The following is a 16,838-nucleotide window of genomic DNA, read 5'->3' as shown; positions in this document are numbered from 1 at the left end:
CATGTGAGCTAAGGTCATGAACGGCACTCCTGGGGGCGCTGCAGCAGTTGCGTTGCCGCCTGTGCGACCTCGGTGGCGGTGACGCTCGCTATGCACTCCCCTCCCCTGTCGCATTTCCAGTTGCAGTGAAAGCATTGAAGCTCCGTGGTCAGAAAGATATGCTGCTCCGGGTCGCCCCACGGCACGAACCTGCCGAAATGCCCCCCCCCGACGATGCCGACGGACGGCACGCCGGCGGCGATAGCCATGTGCAGGCCCGAAGTTTCCGACCCGATGAAAAGATTGCAATGCCCGATACAGGCGGCCAGTTCCCTGAGGGTGGTCTGTCCCGCCAGGTTGACTACCGTCGCCGAGGGACAGCGTGCCTTGATGGCGGTCTCTACCTCGACAGCGAGTCCGTGATCGCCGGGGCTGCCGAATATCGCATACACTACCGGGAGTTGCAGTCGCCCGGCCAACTCGCCATAGTTGGCCGCATCCCAGCAGCGAATCTTTGCGGCCGCCCCGGGGAAGAGCGCCACCGTTTTCCGCTCCGGATCCCGTAGCGCGGGCACATGGCGGCTGTCCCGCTCGGAAAGCCATAACACCGGCGCGATATCATGAGGGGCGACATCGCGGCAGCCGACGAAACGCAGGAAGTCGGCGTTGAACTGCAGCTCATGCCGCCATGGGTCCTCCTGTGAGACGTCGTAATAGCGGGTGAAGAGCGTCCGCGGCCGCAACCTCGCCGGGAGGCCGGCTTGCGGGAGGTTGAGGGTGCAGCCCGCGACGCCGTAGCGCTGCGGCGCGTGCAGGAGGGCCACCAGCTCGAGGTGATGCCGGTCGGGGGACTTCAAGGGGCAGATGACTACGTCGAAAGGGGGCCGCAGCGCGTTCCGAACGCCGTTGACGCCGTCGATGACCGCTTTGACAAGGGCCTGCAGGCGTCCCCCACCAGGCCCGGGGATACCCCACCAGGAAAGCGTGCCGACCGGGACGCAGGAGTCGATGAAGGGGCAGGAGAGGAAAAGGCCGGTAACATGCTCCTGCACGGCCAGGGTGATCTCCGCATCCGGGTACAGCTCCCTGATGTGAGGGAGCGCCCCGCTGAAGAGGACGAGGTCGCCGATATTGTCCGGCCTGAGGATCAGTACCCTTAAGCGGCTCATGACGCGGAGAGAGCGCCGTCCAGCGCGGCCAGGTACCCCTGCCGCGTTTGCGCCTGCAGGGTCAGCAGCCGCTCACGCTCGTCGTCGAGAGTCCGCAGCATCTGCCCGGTCCGCTCCAGGAGCAGGTCCGGGGTCGCGTCCTTCACGTAATAGGCGGGAAGCCCCAGTTCCGCGACCATGAGCAGTCGCGTATCGGTGCAGACGGCGATGGACGGTATCCCCATTCCCGCCATGGCGACCGAGGCGTGCATCCTGTTGCAGAGGGCGAATTTCGCCCGGGCTATGCATGCGCCGTACTCCACCGAGTTCCTTGGCAAAAAGGCGGGGAGGTCCGGAGCGAGAGCGCGCGCCAGGGCGAGCTCGCGATCATCGTGGCAGAGGAAGGCAACCTTCTCGCTCTTGCGCAGTTCAGCGACGAGGCGCCGGACGGTCCCCTCCCAGATGGAGGGATCGATACCTTGGTCCCACTCGTAGTGCCCGCCGCCCGGCATGTAGTTGACGAGGACGTACTCCGGTTCGCGCGCAGCCGGCGGCTCGAAGGCGAGGAAGGCGCTGCACGGAAGGCGAACGACGTCGCCGCCCACGGACTTGCACAGCCTCTCGGCCAGCGGATCGCGCACGGTGGTCAGCCGGCAGTAGCCAAGGATGTCCCTGACATACTTCGCATCCGCCTCCGGTTCCAGTTTTACGGGCTGCCGCTCCCACGGATAGCAGGAACCTGCGGCGAGGTTCAGCACCGGGATCCGGCTGCTAAGCCGCCCAACCACCTGGTGCCACAGCGGGACCGCCCACTCGCTTGCGCTGCATTCCGGCCAGAAGACGGGAGCGCCGCACTGGACGATGAGATCGCAGGAATCGAATCTGGTTTCCCCGATGCGGGAGCATACCCTTTCGATGGCGCTCCTGACGCGGTCGCGTCCCAGCGGAAGCAGACCGGCCAGGTTGCGGACGTGGACCGGATGCCAGGGCGGGTACACGGTGAACGGGGAGTGCTTATTGACGCTGACGAACTCGATGGTCCGCCCCCGGTACCGCTCCGAAAGAAGACCGCGGATGCCATCGCGTATGAAATCGTCGCCGATGTTGGTGTCGAGGGTGGTGATAAGCCCGATCTTCATAACTGTCATCTATTCCTTAACCAGTGCGCATACCGCGAGGTACGGCTTGGCAAGCGTTGTGTACTCCGGCGACTCCTCCATGAAGAAGCCGGAGATAGCGCGGAAGAACCTCCCCAGAACGAGGGCCCGCCATCCGAAACCGATGAGGAAGGCCATCCTCTTGCGTATGTCGTCTCCGTGATAGCGCCGCTCACCGATATACCTTTGCCCCGCTGTGGTGAGCCCCGAAGGCGCCAGGATCTGCTCGCGCAGAGACCGTTCGTCGTAGAAGCGTTGAAAGAACGTTTTCTTGGAGGCGTCCCCCTTGACGGCATAGGCATCGCCTTCGATGTACTCGTGGAACCCTTCCCTGGCGTACGGGACCGAGAACACGAAGCTCCCCCCCCTCTTCAGGAGGGGGGCTATGTTCCTTGAGGCGATCACATCGCCGCCATGCTCCGGGTGGATGTGCTCGAAGACGGAACAGGAAAATACGTAGTCGAAGGTACCCAAATCGGCCAGCGCCTCCTGGCGCGTGATATCGCCTTTCAGGATGTTGAGCGAACTCACTCCCAGCGCCGATGCCTTGCGGCGCATGTCCTCCAACTCGGGCTCGAAGGGGTTCAGGTAGGTGACCTCCCAGTCATCGCAGCGAAGGCAAAGCGTGAGGCTAAGGATCTGGGGCGAACCGATGTCGAGGATCTTTAGCGGCTCTCCCTTGCGCTCGAGGATCCCGCTCTGCGCGAGCAGCGCCGGAATCTCCCTGGTGCGGGTGTAATCCATCGGGACGAGCAGCGAGCGCCAGAACTCCCGCAAGTGACTCATGGTGAGCCGGTTCGCCGTCGACATGAGCAGGGCGTAGGGGGTCTCGCTCATCTTCCCCTCCGTCTCACCAGATTCAGGACCGCTTCCCGGAACGAAGCAGGCTTCACACCAACAAACTCCTCCAGGTACCTGCGGTCGGCGCGCCGGTCACGGACGAGGTACGGCGGATGCCTGAGCACTGAGTCGGCCTGGTACACCTTCAGCTCGGCATAAGGATCGGTAGCGTCGCTGACGTGGGTAGCATCAGCGCCGAAACCGATGTTGGTAACGAGGTTTGCGGCGGGGATGACGGAGAGCCCGGAGTTGACCATCTTGGCGAATCCCCACTGGTAGTCCCAGGTATCTATCTCGCCGGCGTGCAGCCGGTCGTAGAGTTGCAGCCGGTACGCCGCCTCGGCACCGTCCTGGCACAAGTCACGGTACACCCCATTCCCCCTCACTTCGGGCCACAGCTTCATCTCCACGTCGTAGTGGCGCCAGGCGCGGCGCCAGGAGGCCCACCCCCAGATCGGCCCGTAGCCGGAAAAGAAATAGCTGTGGCCGCTCCCCGGCCACTCCCCGAGGACGTTGAGACCGCAGATCTGCATGACGCGGGCGTCATCCCGGTAGCGGGCGAGAAGCTCCTGACAGTACCGGAAAAACGAGGGTTCGGGGAGGCAGTCGTCTTCCAGGACGATCCCCTCTTCGACGTGGCTGAAGAACCAGTCGAGCGCCGAGCTGACCCCCTTTTTGCACCCCAGGTTGCGGTCGCGGAAAAGGGTGACGAGCTCGCACTCCCAGTCGACCGCGGTGGCTATCGCCCGGACCTGCTCGCACTTCTGCCGTTCACCGGCTACCTCCCCGCGCGGGCCGTCGGCCGCGACGAACAGGCGTGACGGCCTGGACTGGCGAATCGCCTCGAAGACCCTGCGCGTCGTCTCCGGGCGGTTGAACACGAGAAAAAGAATCGGCGCGGTTATATCCATACCCTCTTTAGAACCATTTGAGGTTGTGGCCAAGAGCGTGAGTGGTCAGGCTGTGCATGGAGCTGTCCTCGGCGATGCGCCGCCCCCTGCCAAGCCGGCTTGCGACCCGCCGCCACAGGGGCTCGCACGGGGAGCTCGCACCAAGTGACTGCCGCAGCTCCTCCACCGGCGCGGTATCCTCGCCGATCAGGCGGTAGTAATCGTAGGCCGTGGCGATCAGGTTCATGGCGTTTCGCTCCTTGAAGCCGTGGTCGAGACGGATCCTGTCGTCTCTAAGATGCCGTAGCGCCATTTTCGCCCGGCCGAGATAGAAGCGGTGCAGCTTCGTGCTCCTCTGCTCCTCGTGGATGGTGACGCAGGCCCACGTCTGCGAGGTGCGGTACACGCTATTGACCACAGCGGGGTGGTAATTGGAGAGCCGCACCCAGAAATCGGTGTCGGCGACCATGTCCACCTCGGCGTCGAGACCACCGACCAGCAGCGCCCTGGCCACGGAAAAGAAGGTTGCGCCCTGGGCGAAATGATTGGTGAGCGTGAAGACGGTTTCCGGGCGGATGAAGCCGTTTTGCTGCGGGTCGAACGGGGCGAGCACCTGGCGGAAATCGGCATCGGCGAGAACGGAGTAGCCGGAAACCATCACGAGCGCAGGGTGCTGCCGGAAGATGCGCGCTGCCTCGGAAAAGACGCTGTCGCTCGCGTAGAAGTCGTCCGAGCTCTGGATGGCCGCGACCGTCCCCCGGCAGCGCTTGAGCGCCTTGTTGACGGCGTCGGCGTAACCGCGGTCGGGCTCACTCACGAAACTGATGCGCGGGTCGGCCGCGGTGTAGCGCAGGCAGATTTCCGCGGTCTCGTCACCGGAATTGCCGTCCTGGATGATGAGCTCCCAGTTTTGATAGCTCTGTTTGGTCACGCTCAGGATCGCGTTCTCGATGAAGTGCCCCTGGTTGAAGGACGGGATGATTATGGAAAGAAGGATCGGCTCCCCGTTCGTGCCGGTCATGGGAGATCCTTCAGCCAAAGCGAGAGGAGCTCCATTTCGGCTTCCATGACGATCCCCTTCCGGCGCAGGGCGTCGTAGGCCAGGTACAGGTTGTCGGCCACCGACGAGTCACCCCGCAGGGCGCCGCAGACGACCTCGACCACCTCGTCGGCGTGCAGGTAACAGGGGATCTCGGAAACGAAATCCTGCATGTAGTCGTGAGGGTTTCGCTCCTGCACGACGGTCGCCTGAGTGAAGCCAAGGTGAAGGCCGCACCGCCACATGATCGGCTGTGCCACAAGCCCCCTCAGTATGTCGGTATACCGGAAGGTGACGAAGGACGGCAGGTAGAGCAGCGGGAATGCCTCGCGTGCAAAGGCCGTGTTCTGCGAATTGAACGGGCAGATCGTCCCCTCGGCGAGAACGAGAGGTTCTTTCTCCTTGAAAGTGCACGGCTTGTTCAGCACCAGGCGGTAGATGGCATCGACGTCCGGGTCGCCGTCGGCAAGCCCCTGCCAGACACCGATCCGGATGTCGCCCGTGGCAAGGGGGGGAAGGGCTGCGCCGCCCGGCCTGATCAGGTTGAGCGGAAACCCCCTCGGCCAGATGTGCTGATCGGTGAAGTAGCTGTAGACATTGACGAAACCGTGGTCCCGCGGCGTCTGGAGGTAGTCGCCGGAAAAGGCAGGAAAGCCCCACCCCTCCTTGGGAACGTTGTCGTCATCGGTGTCGATGATCACCTCCGCCCCGCACTTCATGGCGTGGAGGTAACCGACGTTCTTGCGCGCGTAGTGATGATACGGAAGCAGGCGACAGATGGCGTATCCCAGCTGTTGCTGCGCGTCCACCGGCAAATAGGTGGTGTTCGCGCATGACCAAGCCTGCGGCGTCTTCTTGTCCCCCACGACGGTCAGCGCCAGGCCGTCGATGGCCGAGAAGGCCTTGACGGCAACCGACGGTTCGTTGATGGTCGTGATGATGAGGCTTGTCTTTTTCGTCATTGGATATCCCGTTGTAACTGCCAGCTGCTGGTGTGCCACAGCACGCCCTCGGCGCCGTTTTTAGCCGGTCCGGACCGGTTGATCTCAAGCCAGAGCTCCCCTTCCGAAAAGAGCACGTTCTGCTCGTTCTCATCGCGAACGCCAAAGACCACCTCGTAGGTTCCGGGTGCGATGGAGCAGAGATTGAGGTCGGTGTCGATGACAACCTTCCCCGTGAACTGATCGGGGAAGGCGAAGGCGCCGTCGTCAAGTAGGTGAGAGGTGAAGATGCGCCGTCCCTGCGCTTCCCGTACCGCGAAGCCGGGGTTGATGCGCCGCACCGGGACAAGGAAGTTGAATTCGAAGCGCAGGATGCAGTCGTCGCCGAAGCGGTATCCCGTGACCGGTTCGCCTTTGCGGTTCACCCAGTACGGCATCTTCAGTTCGAACCTGTCGCACTTCGACCTGATGACGTCCCGCCTGGCGGAAGGCTGCAGCGAGTTGAGGTACGTGGTGATCGCCTCGTCGGTCCCCCCCTCCATGATGTTCCGCCCGGCAGACAGGACGATCGCCTTGCTGCAGAGCTCCCTCACCGCCGCCATGTTATGGCTGACAAAGAGCACGGTACGACCGTCTCTCCCCGCCTGCTCCATCCTCCCGAGGCATTTCCTCTGGAATTGCGTGTCTCCGACCGCCAGCACCTCGTCCACAATGAGGATTTCCGGCTCCAGGTGGGCCGCGACCGCGAAAGCCAACCGCACATACATCCCGGACGAGTAGCGCTTCACCGGCGTGTCCAGAAACTTCTCCACCTCGGCGAAGGCGACGATCTCGTCGAATTTCCTGCGGACGTCGCTCCGCCCCATCCCGAGGATGGCGCCGTTCAGGTAGATGTTTTCGCGGCCGGTGAGTTCGGGATGAAACCCGGTACCGACCTCGAGCAGGCTCGCCACCCTGCCGCGCAGCCGGACGCTCCCGGTGGTAGGGGGGGTGATGCGGCTCAGGATCTTAAGCAGCGTCGACTTTCCGGCTCCATTTCGTCCGACGATGCCGACGCGTTCCCCCTGCTTCACCTCGAAGCAAACGTCCCGCAGCGCCCAGAAATCCTCCTGGCCGGCGGCGCCGCAGACCGCGCCGCCTCGCCCAAGAAGGCGCCGCCCGGCGTTTTTCGCCCCCTCCGCCAGCACGTCGCGCAACGCCACGTAAGACTGCCGCCCCGCCTGGCGGTTAAGAAGATACTTCTTGCCCAGATTTTCCACCGTAATGACGCTAGCCATGCTCAGACCACATCCGCGAAACTGCGTTCAGTGATGCGGAAGTACCATACCCCGCTGGCCAGTATGAGAACCGCAAGAAGCGACGAGAAGGCGAGACCGGACCAGTTGACGGGAAAGCCGTCACCAAGAAGCGCCCAGCGGAAGCCGTCAATGACGCCGACCATCGGGTTCAGGAAATACAGGGAGCGCCACGCATCGGGGACGATGGAACTGGAGAAGCCAACCGGGGAAACGTAGAGCCCCAGTTGCAGCAGAAACGGCACCACGTAGCGGAAGTCGCGGTATTGCACGTTGAGAGCGCAGAACCATAGCCCTGCCCCCAGGGACGAGAGCACCAGCAACAGGAGGAAGACGGGAAGCAGCAGTATCCTGAAGTCAGGGACGCACCGGTACCACGCCATGAGCCCGGCCAGGATCACGCAGGAGACGAGGAAGTCGACCAGACTCACCATGATGGCACCGACGGGAACGATGAGCCGGGGGAAGTAGACCTTGGTGAGAAGGTTGGCGTTACCTATCAGCGAGTTGCTGCTTTCGGAGAGAGCGCTGGCGAAGAACTGCCAGGGGAGCATCGCCGCGAAGACCATCAGCGGATAGGGAACCCCGTTGGAAGGGAGCTTGGCGAGCATGCCGAACACCAGGGTGAACACCAGCATGGTCAAAAGCGGCCGGATCACGCACCACGCAACCCCTATCGCCGTTTGCTTGTAGCGGACCACGATATCGCGCCATGCCAGATATAGAAACAGCTCACGGTAGCGCCAGATCTCGCGCCAGTAGTGGAGCGCGCCGGTCCCGGGCGTTATGACAATCTCTTGCTGTTCTGCCATGTCAGACTTAGAGCCTCTCCTGTTGTTCAAAACGAGCCCCACAATGTCGGACCTTAGCCGGTGTGTTTGTCATGCCGAAGAAAAGCCGACTTCATGTACTTGATCGTCAACTGGAGGATCTTGTGACAAAGAAGGTGGGTGTTATTCAAGTACAGGGTTTTGTGCCGCAGGATTATGAGCGACATCATCGCGATCTTCTGCCATACACGCATCGAATGATCGCGAGACTCGCTGCGAATGCGGTAATAGTACAGCAGCTCCGGTATCTTTGTCACCTCTTTCTTAAGAGTGGACATGGTGATCCAGAAGTCCCAGTCCTCCCACCCGTAGACGAAGCGGGAACTGTATCCCCCCACCTTCTCCCAGTCGCTCTTCCTGAAAAAGGCGGACGGAAAGATCTGGTTGTCGAAGAGCAGCGCGACGGGATCGTACTCGGGCATGATCCAGACGTCGTCACGCTCCCCGAACATCTGCTCGTCGCAGTAGACGATACCGACCTCGGGGCGGGCGTCGAGTATGGCGACCCCCTTTTCGAGGTAACTCGGGGCGATGCGGTCGTCGGCATCGAGCGGCAGGATGTAGTCACCCTGGGCGGCTGCGATGCCGCTGTTTCTCGCACTGGAGACGCCGGCGTTTTCGGTGTGCAGGACCCGGGTTTTCGGGCGGCGGTAACGCGCAAGGAGATCGACCGTGTAGGGATCGGTGGAGCCGTCGTTGACGATGACGATCTCGAAGTCGGTAAAGCTTTGCGCGAGGACCGAGTCCACCGCCTCGTCGAGGTAGATGCCGTGGTTGTAGCAGGGAATCACCACCGACACCTTCGGTCGTAAGCCGGTCACGGTGCCTCCTTTGGGGGCGCGTCCGCAGCCGCGAACAGCCTGCGCACGAAGAGCCGGTTCAGCCGCTTCTTCACCTGGTACTCGAGTCGGTAGGGAAACTGCCACATGGAGCGGCTCTTCAGAAAATCCAGGCGCACCTTGAGTTCCTCGGCGTAGGCCGCCTCGGCCTGAGCCAGCGAACGGCTACCGCCATGGACACCGAAACAGGCGACGGCCCGGCGGATGGGAACCGGGTCGCCCATGGCCCCGAGCCTGAGCCAGAGATGGTAGTCCATGCAGTAGTGGACACCGAGGTCGAAGCCTCCGGCGGCAAGGAAGGCGTCGCGCTGTATGAAGGTGGCCGGGTGCAGGATGATGTTCGAGTGGATGAGCCTCCGGTAACAGTAACGGCGCACCTTGATCTCTTTGAGAAAGCGCCCTTGCGAGTCCACGAAGTGGAAGCCGCCGGTGGCCCAGAGTGCTCCGGGAGAGCGGCGGAAGGTCGCCGCCACCTCGGCCAGCACCTCCCGGTCCAGGTAGTACTCGTCCGAGTGCAGGTGGGCGATCACCTCCCCCGTGGCGAGGGCCACTCCCTTGTTCATGGCGTCGGAGATGCCGCGGTCCGGCTCGGAGACCCACTTTATCCGCGCATCCCGCGCCGCGTGTTCCCGAATGATGTCCACCGTGCCGTCGACGGAGCCTCCGTCCACGAGGATATACTCGAGATCCGGGTACGACTGGGCAAGGACGCTCGCCATCGCCTTCTCGATGTGGCGGGCGCTGTTGTAGCAGATCGTTATGACGCTTATCTTCATGGCCGCGCCTGCTCCCTCCTAAGCCACATCGAACCGGGGCCGCCCCCCTGCCGGGCAAAGACCGGGCAGCAGGCGCAAAGGAGGTCATAGTGGTTGAGCTTCAGGTAGCTGAGGCCCGCTACCACGCGGAACTCGCGGTTCATGGTCAAAAAGGCCTCCAGGAGGTACTGCTCGTTCCAGAACTTCACCTCGTCGACCACCCACTCCCTCGGGTAGTCCTGCGGCGAGAAGATGTCGTGAATGTGCACCAGGACGCCGGGACGCAGCAGGGGGAGGATCTCCAGGTAGATGGCGAGCACGTCCCCCTGCGGCCTGATCATGTGCGACGAGTCGATGAAGAGGATGTCCCCCGCCTGCAGTGTCGCGAACAGTTCGCGGTCCACGCTCTCCACCCGCTCGCGCAGCACGGTGACGCCGGTCTGCTCGAGCCAAGGCATCTCGTACGGCTCGATGCAGATGTGCCGGCAGCGGTACCCTTGCTCCTCCTCGGCGTTCTTTTGGAGCGCGTTCACCACCATGAGGGTGGAGTTGCCGCTTCCTATTTCGATGACGCTCCCGGGGCGGAAATGACGGACCATCGAGTAGAGGATCTCGGCGTCGCCGGGTGGGAACATGGCGTTGTCGTAGTGGAACTCGATACGCCCGTCCCGGGGCCTTTCGGGGAACTGCAACAGTTCGTCGGCGTAATGGAAACGGCCCAAAAGCTCGATCTGCTCGGCTTCGTTCCAATCGATGCCGGGGAGCGGACGCTCGGCATCCAGCGGACGGCGCATAGCCCGATGGTCGAACTGCGGCTCGTAGTAGTGGCGCGAGATAGGGAACACCCCGACCTGGAGGAGGATCCTGCGGGTAAGCGGCAGACGCTCGATGCCTCCCCTCCTGATCAACGCGAACAAAAGCGCGCCCAAAAGGGTAAAGGGAGCGAGGAACCATTCCCACACGGGGAGCGTGCGGCGCAACAGGTTGATGGCCTTTTCCTTGGTGCCGCTCACTGTATCCCCCCTTCACGCCCCAAAAGCAGGCGCAGTATCATCGCCGCCCGGTCCCACCTCCCGAGCAGCAGCCGGGTCACCAGGGTGCATAACAGTGCCAGGTATACCGTCGGCAGCGCCCACGGGAAGAAGCGCCGTGTGAAGAAGATCCGGTTTCTCACGTTCCAGTAGTCGCAGGCAGCGCTCTTGCGGGCCGGATTGCTGCTCGTCCCGACGCTCGCACCCACCTTGTGGTACACCAGGCTTTCCGGCGCCCAAGAGAGCGGGAAGCGACCGTTCGCGCGCAGCACCCAGTCGAGCTCCTCGAAAAAGAGGAAGTAATCCTCGCACAGAAGCCCCACCGTCTCGATGAAGTCACGGCTCGCCATGAGCGACGCCCCCACCGGGTAGCTCATGCGCCGCTCCACGCGGTCGCGGTCGGCGTGCGCGGGCCAGCGCCCGAGCCGGCCCAGGTGCCAGGCGAGACCGAGCCACTTGCAGTACCAGCCGCCCCCCAGGGCCTGCACGCGGTCTCGTTCCCCGTAGTGCAGAAGCGTCGAGCCGCACAGGCCGCTCCCACCGTGCTCCTCGAGCCTGCTCACCATGCGGCGCATGGCATCCGGAGCCACCACCGTATCGTTGTTGAGCAGCCAGGCGTAGTCGAGGTCGCCGCGGGAAAGGGCGTAGCGCAAGCCGACGTTGTTGCCGCCGGCAAAGCCGAGGTTCCCGCCACAGTCGACGAGGACCAGGGGAGCACGCTCGTCTCGCTGCCCGCCCGATTCCGCCTCGCCGCGGCGGTAGCGGACCAGGCGGGACGTTCCCGCCGCGCCGAGGCAGTCCGCGTCCCGTGCCCACGCCTCGATGTGGTCCAGGGAGCCGTCCTGAGAGCCGTTGTCACAGACCACCACCCGGAATCCGGAATAATCGGAGCGGAAAAGGCTGCCAAGACACTCCACGGTGTCCCGCCAGCCGTTGTAGTTCACCAGGACGACGTAGACGCTCATCGGTAGATCCCGGAAGCGACCATGATCAGCCAGAGAAGGCCGGTGGCAAAAAGCGGGAAGTCCTTCAAAAGCGCATCGGTCGGGTCCCCCCCACCCCCGGCCTTCACCCTGAGCGCATAGCGGAAAAGCCCGAAGGTGCAAAGCGGCACGGTGTAGATGAGGTGCGGCTTGGAGAGGGAGTACATGGTGTAGGTGACAAGGACCGCGGCCCCGGTCATCGCCATGGCGATATCGAGGAACCCGGGGGGGTATCCCTCCAGGCTTTTGCGATGGCTCCCCGCCCCTTCACCCAGCCCGCGCTGCTCGCACAGCCGCTTGCCGGTGCTCAAAAACACCGAGAGCAGAAACACGGAGAGAAAAAGCCATTCGGAGATGGCCACACCGAGAGCATCGCCGCCGGCCTCGAGCCTCAGGACGAAGCCCGCCGCGATGCAGAAGATGTCGACGATCGCCACGTCCTTCAATTTCAGCGAATAGCAGGCGGAGATCGCCAGGTAGCTCACGAGGAGCAGCGGGAAGATGCCGGGGACGAGCAGCGCGGTGCCGATGCTACAGACTGCGAGCAGCAGCGCCAGAAAAAGGGCCGGGCGCGTCCCGACCGTCCCCGAGGCGATGGGGCGCCTGCTCTTTCTCGGGTGGTTGCGGTCCTTGGGGGCGTCGAGCAGGTCGTTGATGACATAGGTGGCGCTGGAACCAAGACAGAAGGCGAGCATGGGAAGCACCCCCCGCTGCGCAACGCCCGGCTGGATGATGACACCCGACAGCAGGGCCGGGAAGAAGATCATCAGGTTCTTCAGCCACTGGTGCGGCCGCATGAGCTTCAGGTAACCGGTCACCGCCCCTCCCCGTACTTCGCGGCAAGTTTGCCTGCGGCGGCTTTATAATACGCCCCCTCCGATGCTGCGCCGAAGCTCCGGCCGAAGTACGCTCCGGCCCGCTTCTCCTCCCCCAGGCCCAGGAGCAGTTGCCCGGTGTGGTACAGCAGCAGGGGATCGCGTGTCCTGGCGTACAGCTCCTCGTTCACCTCGACCAGTTCGCGGGACATCTCGTCTCGCTCCGCACCCGCGGGCGCCTTCCTGATCAGGACGACATCGATCTTGCGCAGGGCATCGAGGAGTTCCGTATCCTCCTGGGCAGGTTTACCCAGGTACAGGTTCAGCGTGCGGCGTGCCTCCTCGGGGGGCACTCCGTAGATAGCGAGGCTGATCCGGTTCTTCCGTATCAGCACCTTAAGCAGTTCGCTCGGCTCCAACGAGGAGGCGAGGTTGAGCTCACGGTGCGCCTCGTCGATTCTCCCCCCCTTTGCGTACAAAACCGCCAGCGTGTTGTGCAGCATGGCGAAGTCCGGACTCTGGGCGACGGCGTCCCGGTAGAGCGCGATGTTGTCCCGCCAGACAGAGATCCTCTGCCAGGTACCGAAAGCGAGAATGACAAGCACCGACACCAAAACCGGCGCGGCCAGCCGTTGTTTGCCAAGGGAAGCCGCGCTGCTGAAGAACCACCCGGCGCCCCCCAGAGAGAAAAACAGGGAGGGGATGTAGAGGTAGCGCTCGGCAACGGGCGTCCAGGCGACACCGAAGAGCGCCACCGCGAGAGGGGGCATCAGGAACATGAATCCCGTGCAGGTCATCGCGAGCCAAGGGCTCGTTTTGGGGGAACGCCACAAAAGGAGCAGTGCCGCAAGCGCCGGGACCAGGTACCAGGCGGAAACGGAATCGATGGCGATGTTGAGCGGCCACGGGAAGAGCATCTTCTTCACGTAGAACCCCGCGCTCTTGAGCAGGACCAGCACCGAGCCGAAGAGGTCAGGCCGGTGCCCCTGCATGAGCGTTGCAACGCTGTTGCCGTGGGAAAGCGCACGATACGAGAAAAGAAAGGCGAAGAGAAGCGAAAGGGCAAGCGAGGCTGCCGCAAGGACGATGCGCTGCCGCCTGGCCGAATCCGACCGCTGCGGGTGCTGGGAGATCCACGCCTGGACGATCAAAAATGACGCGGGGATCATGAAGAGGGCCGTCTCTTTGGCGAGCGCGCCAAAAAGCGTCAGCGCGACCGACGCCACGGTCCACCGCCCCCTTCCCGTCGCGAGCCCGCGGCAGAGGGCAAGTCCGGCAAGGAGCACGAACAGAGCGGCCAGAGGATCGGTGCGCCCGGCGATCCAGTTCACCGCCTCGGTGTTCACCGGATGGAGCGCGAAGATGAGGGCGGCAGCCAGAGGGACAACGGAGGCTGCTTTAGGGAACAGGCGCCGACCGAAAAGAAACAGCAGCACGGCGTTGGTGGCGTGAATGAGGACGTTCTCCAGGTGCAAAAGCCTGATGTCCTGTGCCAGCACGTGGTAGTCGAGATAGAAGCTCAGCGCGATGAGCGGGCGGTAGTAGTACCCCCCCCCAGGACTCACCACTTCGGCGAGGGTCAGCAGGTCGTTGCCGTAGACGCTCAGGATGCCGGGATCGTCGATGGGGTTGGAGGGACACCAGACGGCCGGAAGGAAGAGCGCGACGACGACCCCGATCAGGAGGAGGACCGCCCTGCTATCGCGAACCGTCAGGCTCTCTGGAAATGATGTCAAGGAAAAAGGCCTCCATGTCCTTGCGCACCGGTTCGATCCGCTCGATGACCGCACCGGTGTCCATAAGTTCAGACAACCGATGCTGCAGCAGGTCCCGCTCCACCTGGATGACCTCGACAGCACCGGCGCGGCTTATCTCGATCTCGTAGCCGACGACGCCACTTTGCAGGATGTTGGCTACGCTGTCAACGGTTCTGAGCCTGCCGCCGGCGACGATGCCCACGCGGTCGCAGACGATCTCGATGTCGGCGGTTATGTGGGTGCTGAAAAAGACGGTCTTGCCGCGTCTTTTGAGGTCCTTGATGATCTCCTTGACCAGCGCCCTTCCCACCGGGTCGAGGCCGCTCATCGGTTCGTCGAGGATGTACAGGTCGGGATCGTGCACCATCGCCTGGGCGAGCCCGAGGCGCTGCACCATCCCCTTGCTGTACCCGCGGATGGGGCGGTCGGCGGCGCCGGAGAGATCGAGCAACTCCAGGACCCGCGACGACTCGGAACGGATGGCGGCATCGTCCATGCCGAAGGCCCTCCCGACGAAGGCGAGGTACTCGCGCCCGGTCAGAAACTCGTAGAAGGAGGGGTTCTCGGGGAGGTAGCCGACCTTGCGGCGGCTCTCAACGCTCTGCACCGGAGTGCCGAAGACACGGACGCTACCCGTACCGGGTCGTAACAGCCCCATGACGATCTTGATGGTGGTGCTCTTTCCGGCGCCGTTGGGACCTAAGAAGCCGAAGACCTCGCCTGCGGCGACCTCAAGGGAGACGTCGTGCAGCGCGGCCACCTTGCCCAGCCTCTTGCCGGGGTAGCTTTTGGAGAGGTGCGATATCTCGACTGCGTTCATTAGGGGTGCATCTCCTTCGGGGTCGTTTTTTCAGGCCATGCCGTCTGCGGGGCGAAAGCGAACTTGCTCGTACTCCGGATCTTCCCCTTGTCATCGATGTAGAAACTGCCGCCGTAAGGGTCCGCAGGGACGCGCTCGACGAGTCCGGCAGCGACAAGGTCCGAGATCTTTTCCGGGAGGTGGCCGAACCTGGCGGCATACCGGTCACAGGCCTGCTGCAGCTCCATGACGGCAAGAAGCGCCTGCTTTCTCAGCTGGTAGAGACGGATCACCTTGCTGTCGGTGGCGTGTCGCTGCATGTAGTCGAGGAAGGCGAGCCCAAGCCGACTCTCACCGGACTCGTAGAAGTAACGCGACGAGAGGTTGGTCAGCAGCGGGTCCGGGCGGAGCCGGGCCGCCTGCTGAAAATAGCGCGCGGCATTCGCGTAGTCCTTCTTGAAGTAGGCGGCGTTGAACCCGGCGAAGAAGGGGAGCTGGTAGTCCCAGGTACGGGACTTCATCCCGTACTCGAGCATCCGGTTCACCTCGTCCACCTTGCCGAGCTCCCACGTGAAGGCGGCCTGGGTGAAGTAGTAGGCGTCGGCGTTCCAGGGATCGAGAACCACCGCGGTCTGCAGCGTCCCGAACATGTTGCCGTACTCAGGCTGCAGTGCGATCTTCTGCTGGAACTTCTCCACCAGGGTCCCATAGTAGAAGAGGACCTTCACCACGGCGCACTGCGCCAGCAGGTAGCGCTGGTCACCGCTGATCATCTTGAGCGGTTCCGCCGCTGGGAGCACGCCGAGCTTCACCAGTACCGGGCGCTCGGCGACGGACCTGCTGAACGGGACCGCGACGGCGACGAGCGAGCACAGGAGGATGCCGAAGACGACCCTCCCGATCATGTCAGCTCTCTTCTGGAAAAGCTCCAGACGGCGAGCGAAAGCATGACGCCGGTGTAGCACAACCAATAGACGAAGGTCAGGAGCGCGCCGCCGGGGGGGACGGGCAGGGCATAGATCGCGTGGGGGTGCAGGTCAAAAGCGGCGAAGTTGGGAAGCAGGTAGTAGATGCCGGTGATCACAGCCTTGGCAGCCGGCGTGATCCCCTTGCCGTACGCACCCTGCACGTACTCGTACACCTCCTGGCTGGCACTTCCGGCAATGAATACGGCGATGCCCGCAAGAAACGGGAAGTAAAAGGAGGTGCTGAGGGCCGAGAGAAAGAAGAGGATCGCGAGCAGCATCAGGTATTTCAGCACATCGAAGGCGACAGCGGCGCAGAAGACGCCCCAGGCAACCGGAATGTCGGAGGGATAGACCCCGGCGGCAACCTTGATGGCGGCAAAGGAGCCGGCGCCGAAGACGGCGGCGACCACGGCGAGCAGCAGCGCGACGGCGGAGAATTTGCCGAGCACGAACCCGGCCCGGGAAACGGGCAGCCCGAGCACCGAGAAGGTGTAGCGCTTCTCTATGTCACGCCAAAGCGACGAGGATCCGGTGAGCACGGTCACCACGAGGAGCAGGAACGACAGCGCGGAGAGACAGAGGGTGACCGAGAGCTCCTGCACCTGGCGCATGGAGAACATGCTGAAGGCCGGGATCAGCAAAAGCGCGATCAGCGCCAGGGAGAATAGGAGGTAGAGGAACCGGTCGCGCACCAGGGAGAAGACGCTCAGCCTGAAGAAGTTCTCGAATATGGACATGGACTACCTTTTGCGGGACGCCTAAAAAGACGGGG

The 16,838-nt window shown here is 63.3% G+C and carries 17 protein-coding genes; all 17 read right to left on the bottom strand.

Annotated features, from left to right (window positions below; all coding sequences use genetic code 11):
• Positions 1-14: 14 nt before the first annotated feature.
• Genes KP004_RS07815 through KP004_RS07735 form a run of 17 tightly spaced genes read right to left on the bottom strand, consistent with a single transcriptional unit; the run spans position 15 to position 16,803 of the window.
• Positions 15-1,148 (bottom strand): glycosyltransferase family 9 protein, encoded by a 1,134-nt coding sequence (locus tag KP004_RS07815; RefSeq protein WP_216801774.1) that lies wholly within the window; start codon positions 1,146-1,148, stop codon positions 15-17.
• A complete protein-coding gene (locus KP004_RS07810; RefSeq protein WP_216801773.1) occupies positions 1,145-2,275 on the bottom strand; it encodes a polysaccharide pyruvyl transferase family protein in 1,131 nt (376 codons plus the stop codon). Before KP004_RS07810 ends, KP004_RS07815 begins: the two co-directional genes overlap by 4 nt.
• Positions 2,276-3,121 carry a class I SAM-dependent methyltransferase gene (locus KP004_RS07805; RefSeq protein ID WP_216801772.1) on the bottom strand — a complete coding sequence of 282 codons (846 nt, stop codon included), beginning with the start codon at positions 3,119-3,121 and terminating at the stop codon, positions 2,276-2,278.
• Positions 3,118-4,035, bottom strand: a complete 918-nt coding sequence (locus KP004_RS07800; protein WP_216801771.1) for a glycosyltransferase family 2 protein — start codon at positions 4,033-4,035, stop codon at positions 3,118-3,120. The genes KP004_RS07805 and KP004_RS07800 overlap by 4 nt, the downstream gene beginning before the upstream one ends.
• Positions 4,036-4,042: 7 nt before the next feature.
• Entirely contained in the window at positions 4,043-5,035 is a 993-nt protein-coding gene (locus tag KP004_RS07795) for a glycosyltransferase (RefSeq protein WP_216801770.1), read from the bottom strand.
• Positions 5,032-6,015, bottom strand: a complete 984-nt coding sequence (locus KP004_RS07790; RefSeq protein ID WP_216801769.1) for an STELLO glycosyltransferase family protein — start codon at positions 6,013-6,015, stop codon at positions 5,032-5,034. The genes KP004_RS07795 and KP004_RS07790 overlap by 4 nt, the downstream gene beginning before the upstream one ends.
• Complete coding sequence (locus KP004_RS07785; protein WP_216801768.1) at positions 6,012-7,271, bottom strand: ABC transporter ATP-binding protein; 1,260 nt, start codon at positions 7,269-7,271, stop codon at positions 6,012-6,014. The genes KP004_RS07790 and KP004_RS07785 overlap by 4 nt, the downstream gene beginning before the upstream one ends.
• Positions 7,272-7,273: 2 nt before the next feature.
• Complete coding sequence (locus KP004_RS07780; RefSeq protein WP_216801767.1) at positions 7,274-8,101, bottom strand: ABC transporter permease; 828 nt, start codon at positions 8,099-8,101, stop codon at positions 7,274-7,276.
• Between the two features lie 53 nt (positions 8,102-8,154).
• Entirely contained in the window at positions 8,155-8,940 is a 786-nt protein-coding gene (locus tag KP004_RS07775; protein ID WP_216801766.1) for a glycosyltransferase family 2 protein, read from the bottom strand.
• Positions 8,937-9,734: a glycosyltransferase family 2 protein gene (locus KP004_RS07770; protein WP_216801765.1), complete on the bottom strand. Its 798-nt coding sequence runs from the start codon at positions 9,732-9,734 to the stop codon at positions 8,937-8,939. The genes KP004_RS07775 and KP004_RS07770 overlap by 4 nt, the downstream gene beginning before the upstream one ends.
• A complete protein-coding gene (locus KP004_RS07765) occupies positions 9,731-10,726 on the bottom strand; it encodes a class I SAM-dependent methyltransferase (RefSeq protein ID WP_216801764.1) in 996 nt (331 codons plus the stop codon). Before KP004_RS07765 ends, KP004_RS07770 begins: the two co-directional genes overlap by 4 nt.
• Positions 10,723-11,709 carry a glycosyltransferase family 2 protein gene (locus tag KP004_RS07760; protein ID WP_216801763.1) on the bottom strand — a complete coding sequence of 329 codons (987 nt, stop codon included), beginning with the start codon at positions 11,707-11,709 and terminating at the stop codon, positions 10,723-10,725. The genes KP004_RS07765 and KP004_RS07760 overlap by 4 nt, the downstream gene beginning before the upstream one ends.
• Positions 11,706-12,545: a decaprenyl-phosphate phosphoribosyltransferase gene (locus KP004_RS07755; RefSeq protein ID WP_216801762.1), complete on the bottom strand. Its 840-nt coding sequence runs from the start codon at positions 12,543-12,545 to the stop codon at positions 11,706-11,708. Before KP004_RS07755 ends, KP004_RS07760 begins: the two co-directional genes overlap by 4 nt.
• Complete coding sequence (locus KP004_RS07750; protein WP_216801761.1) at positions 12,542-14,278, bottom strand: tetratricopeptide repeat protein; 1,737 nt, start codon at positions 14,276-14,278, stop codon at positions 12,542-12,544. The genes KP004_RS07755 and KP004_RS07750 overlap by 4 nt, the downstream gene beginning before the upstream one ends.
• Entirely contained in the window at positions 14,241-15,119 is an 879-nt protein-coding gene (locus tag KP004_RS07745) for an ABC transporter ATP-binding protein (protein WP_216801760.1), read from the bottom strand. Before KP004_RS07745 ends, KP004_RS07750 begins: the two co-directional genes overlap by 38 nt.
• The gene (locus tag KP004_RS07740) at positions 15,119-16,003 is read right to left on the bottom strand and encodes a hypothetical protein (protein WP_239026979.1); all 885 of its coding nucleotides are present in this window, start codon (positions 16,001-16,003) and stop codon (positions 15,119-15,121) included. The genes KP004_RS07745 and KP004_RS07740 overlap by 1 nt, the downstream gene beginning before the upstream one ends.
• Positions 16,000-16,803, bottom strand: a complete 804-nt coding sequence (locus KP004_RS07735; RefSeq protein WP_216801759.1) for an ABC-2 transporter permease family protein — start codon at positions 16,801-16,803, stop codon at positions 16,000-16,002. Before KP004_RS07735 ends, KP004_RS07740 begins: the two co-directional genes overlap by 4 nt.
• Between the last annotated feature and the right edge of the window lie 35 nt (positions 16,804-16,838).

It is taken from the genome of Geomonas oryzisoli, assembly GCF_018986915.1.
In the GTDB taxonomy this organism is placed as follows: Bacteria; Desulfobacterota; Desulfuromonadia; order Geobacterales; family Geobacteraceae; genus Geomonas; species Geomonas oryzisoli.
This window is presented reverse-complemented; position numbering and strand designations above follow the sequence as displayed.

What these genes read in the sequence shown, in the direction of transcription:
- KP004_RS07770 (WP_216801765.1), bottom strand. Translation starts at nt 9,734, where the DNA reads ATGAAGATAAGCGTCATAACGATCTGCTACAACAGCGCCCGCCACATC.
- KP004_RS07780 (WP_216801767.1), bottom strand. Translation starts at nt 8,101, where the DNA reads ATGGCAGAACAGCAAGAGATTGTCATAACGCCCGGGACCGGCGCGCTC.
- KP004_RS07785 (WP_216801768.1), bottom strand. Translation starts at nt 7,271, where the DNA reads ATGGCTAGCGTCATTACGGTGGAAAATCTGGGCAAGAAGTATCTTCTT.
- KP004_RS07760 (WP_216801763.1), bottom strand. Translation starts at nt 11,709, where the DNA reads ATGAGCGTCTACGTCGTCCTGGTGAACTACAACGGCTGGCGGGACACC.
- KP004_RS07810 (WP_216801773.1), bottom strand. Translation starts at nt 2,275, where the DNA reads ATGACAGTTATGAAGATCGGGCTTATCACCACCCTCGACACCAACATC.
- KP004_RS07800 (WP_216801771.1), bottom strand. Translation starts at nt 4,035, where the DNA reads ATGGATATAACCGCGCCGATTCTTTTTCTCGTGTTCAACCGCCCGGAG.
- KP004_RS07740 (WP_239026979.1), bottom strand. Translation starts at nt 16,003, where the DNA reads ATGATCGGGAGGGTCGTCTTCGGCATCCTCCTGTGCTCGCTCGTCGCC.
- KP004_RS07815 (WP_216801774.1), bottom strand. Translation starts at nt 1,148, where the DNA reads ATGAGCCGCTTAAGGGTACTGATCCTCAGGCCGGACAATATCGGCGAC.
- KP004_RS07745 (WP_216801760.1), bottom strand. Translation starts at nt 15,119, where the DNA reads ATGAACGCAGTCGAGATATCGCACCTCTCCAAAAGCTACCCCGGCAAG.
- KP004_RS07790 (WP_216801769.1), bottom strand. Translation starts at nt 6,015, where the DNA reads ATGACGAAAAAGACAAGCCTCATCATCACGACCATCAACGAACCGTCG.
- KP004_RS07795 (WP_216801770.1), bottom strand. Translation starts at nt 5,035, where the DNA reads ATGACCGGCACGAACGGGGAGCCGATCCTTCTTTCCATAATCATCCCG.
- KP004_RS07805 (WP_216801772.1), bottom strand. Translation starts at nt 3,121, where the DNA reads ATGAGCGAGACCCCCTACGCCCTGCTCATGTCGACGGCGAACCGGCTC.
- KP004_RS07735 (WP_216801759.1), bottom strand. Translation starts at nt 16,803, where the DNA reads ATGTCCATATTCGAGAACTTCTTCAGGCTGAGCGTCTTCTCCCTGGTG.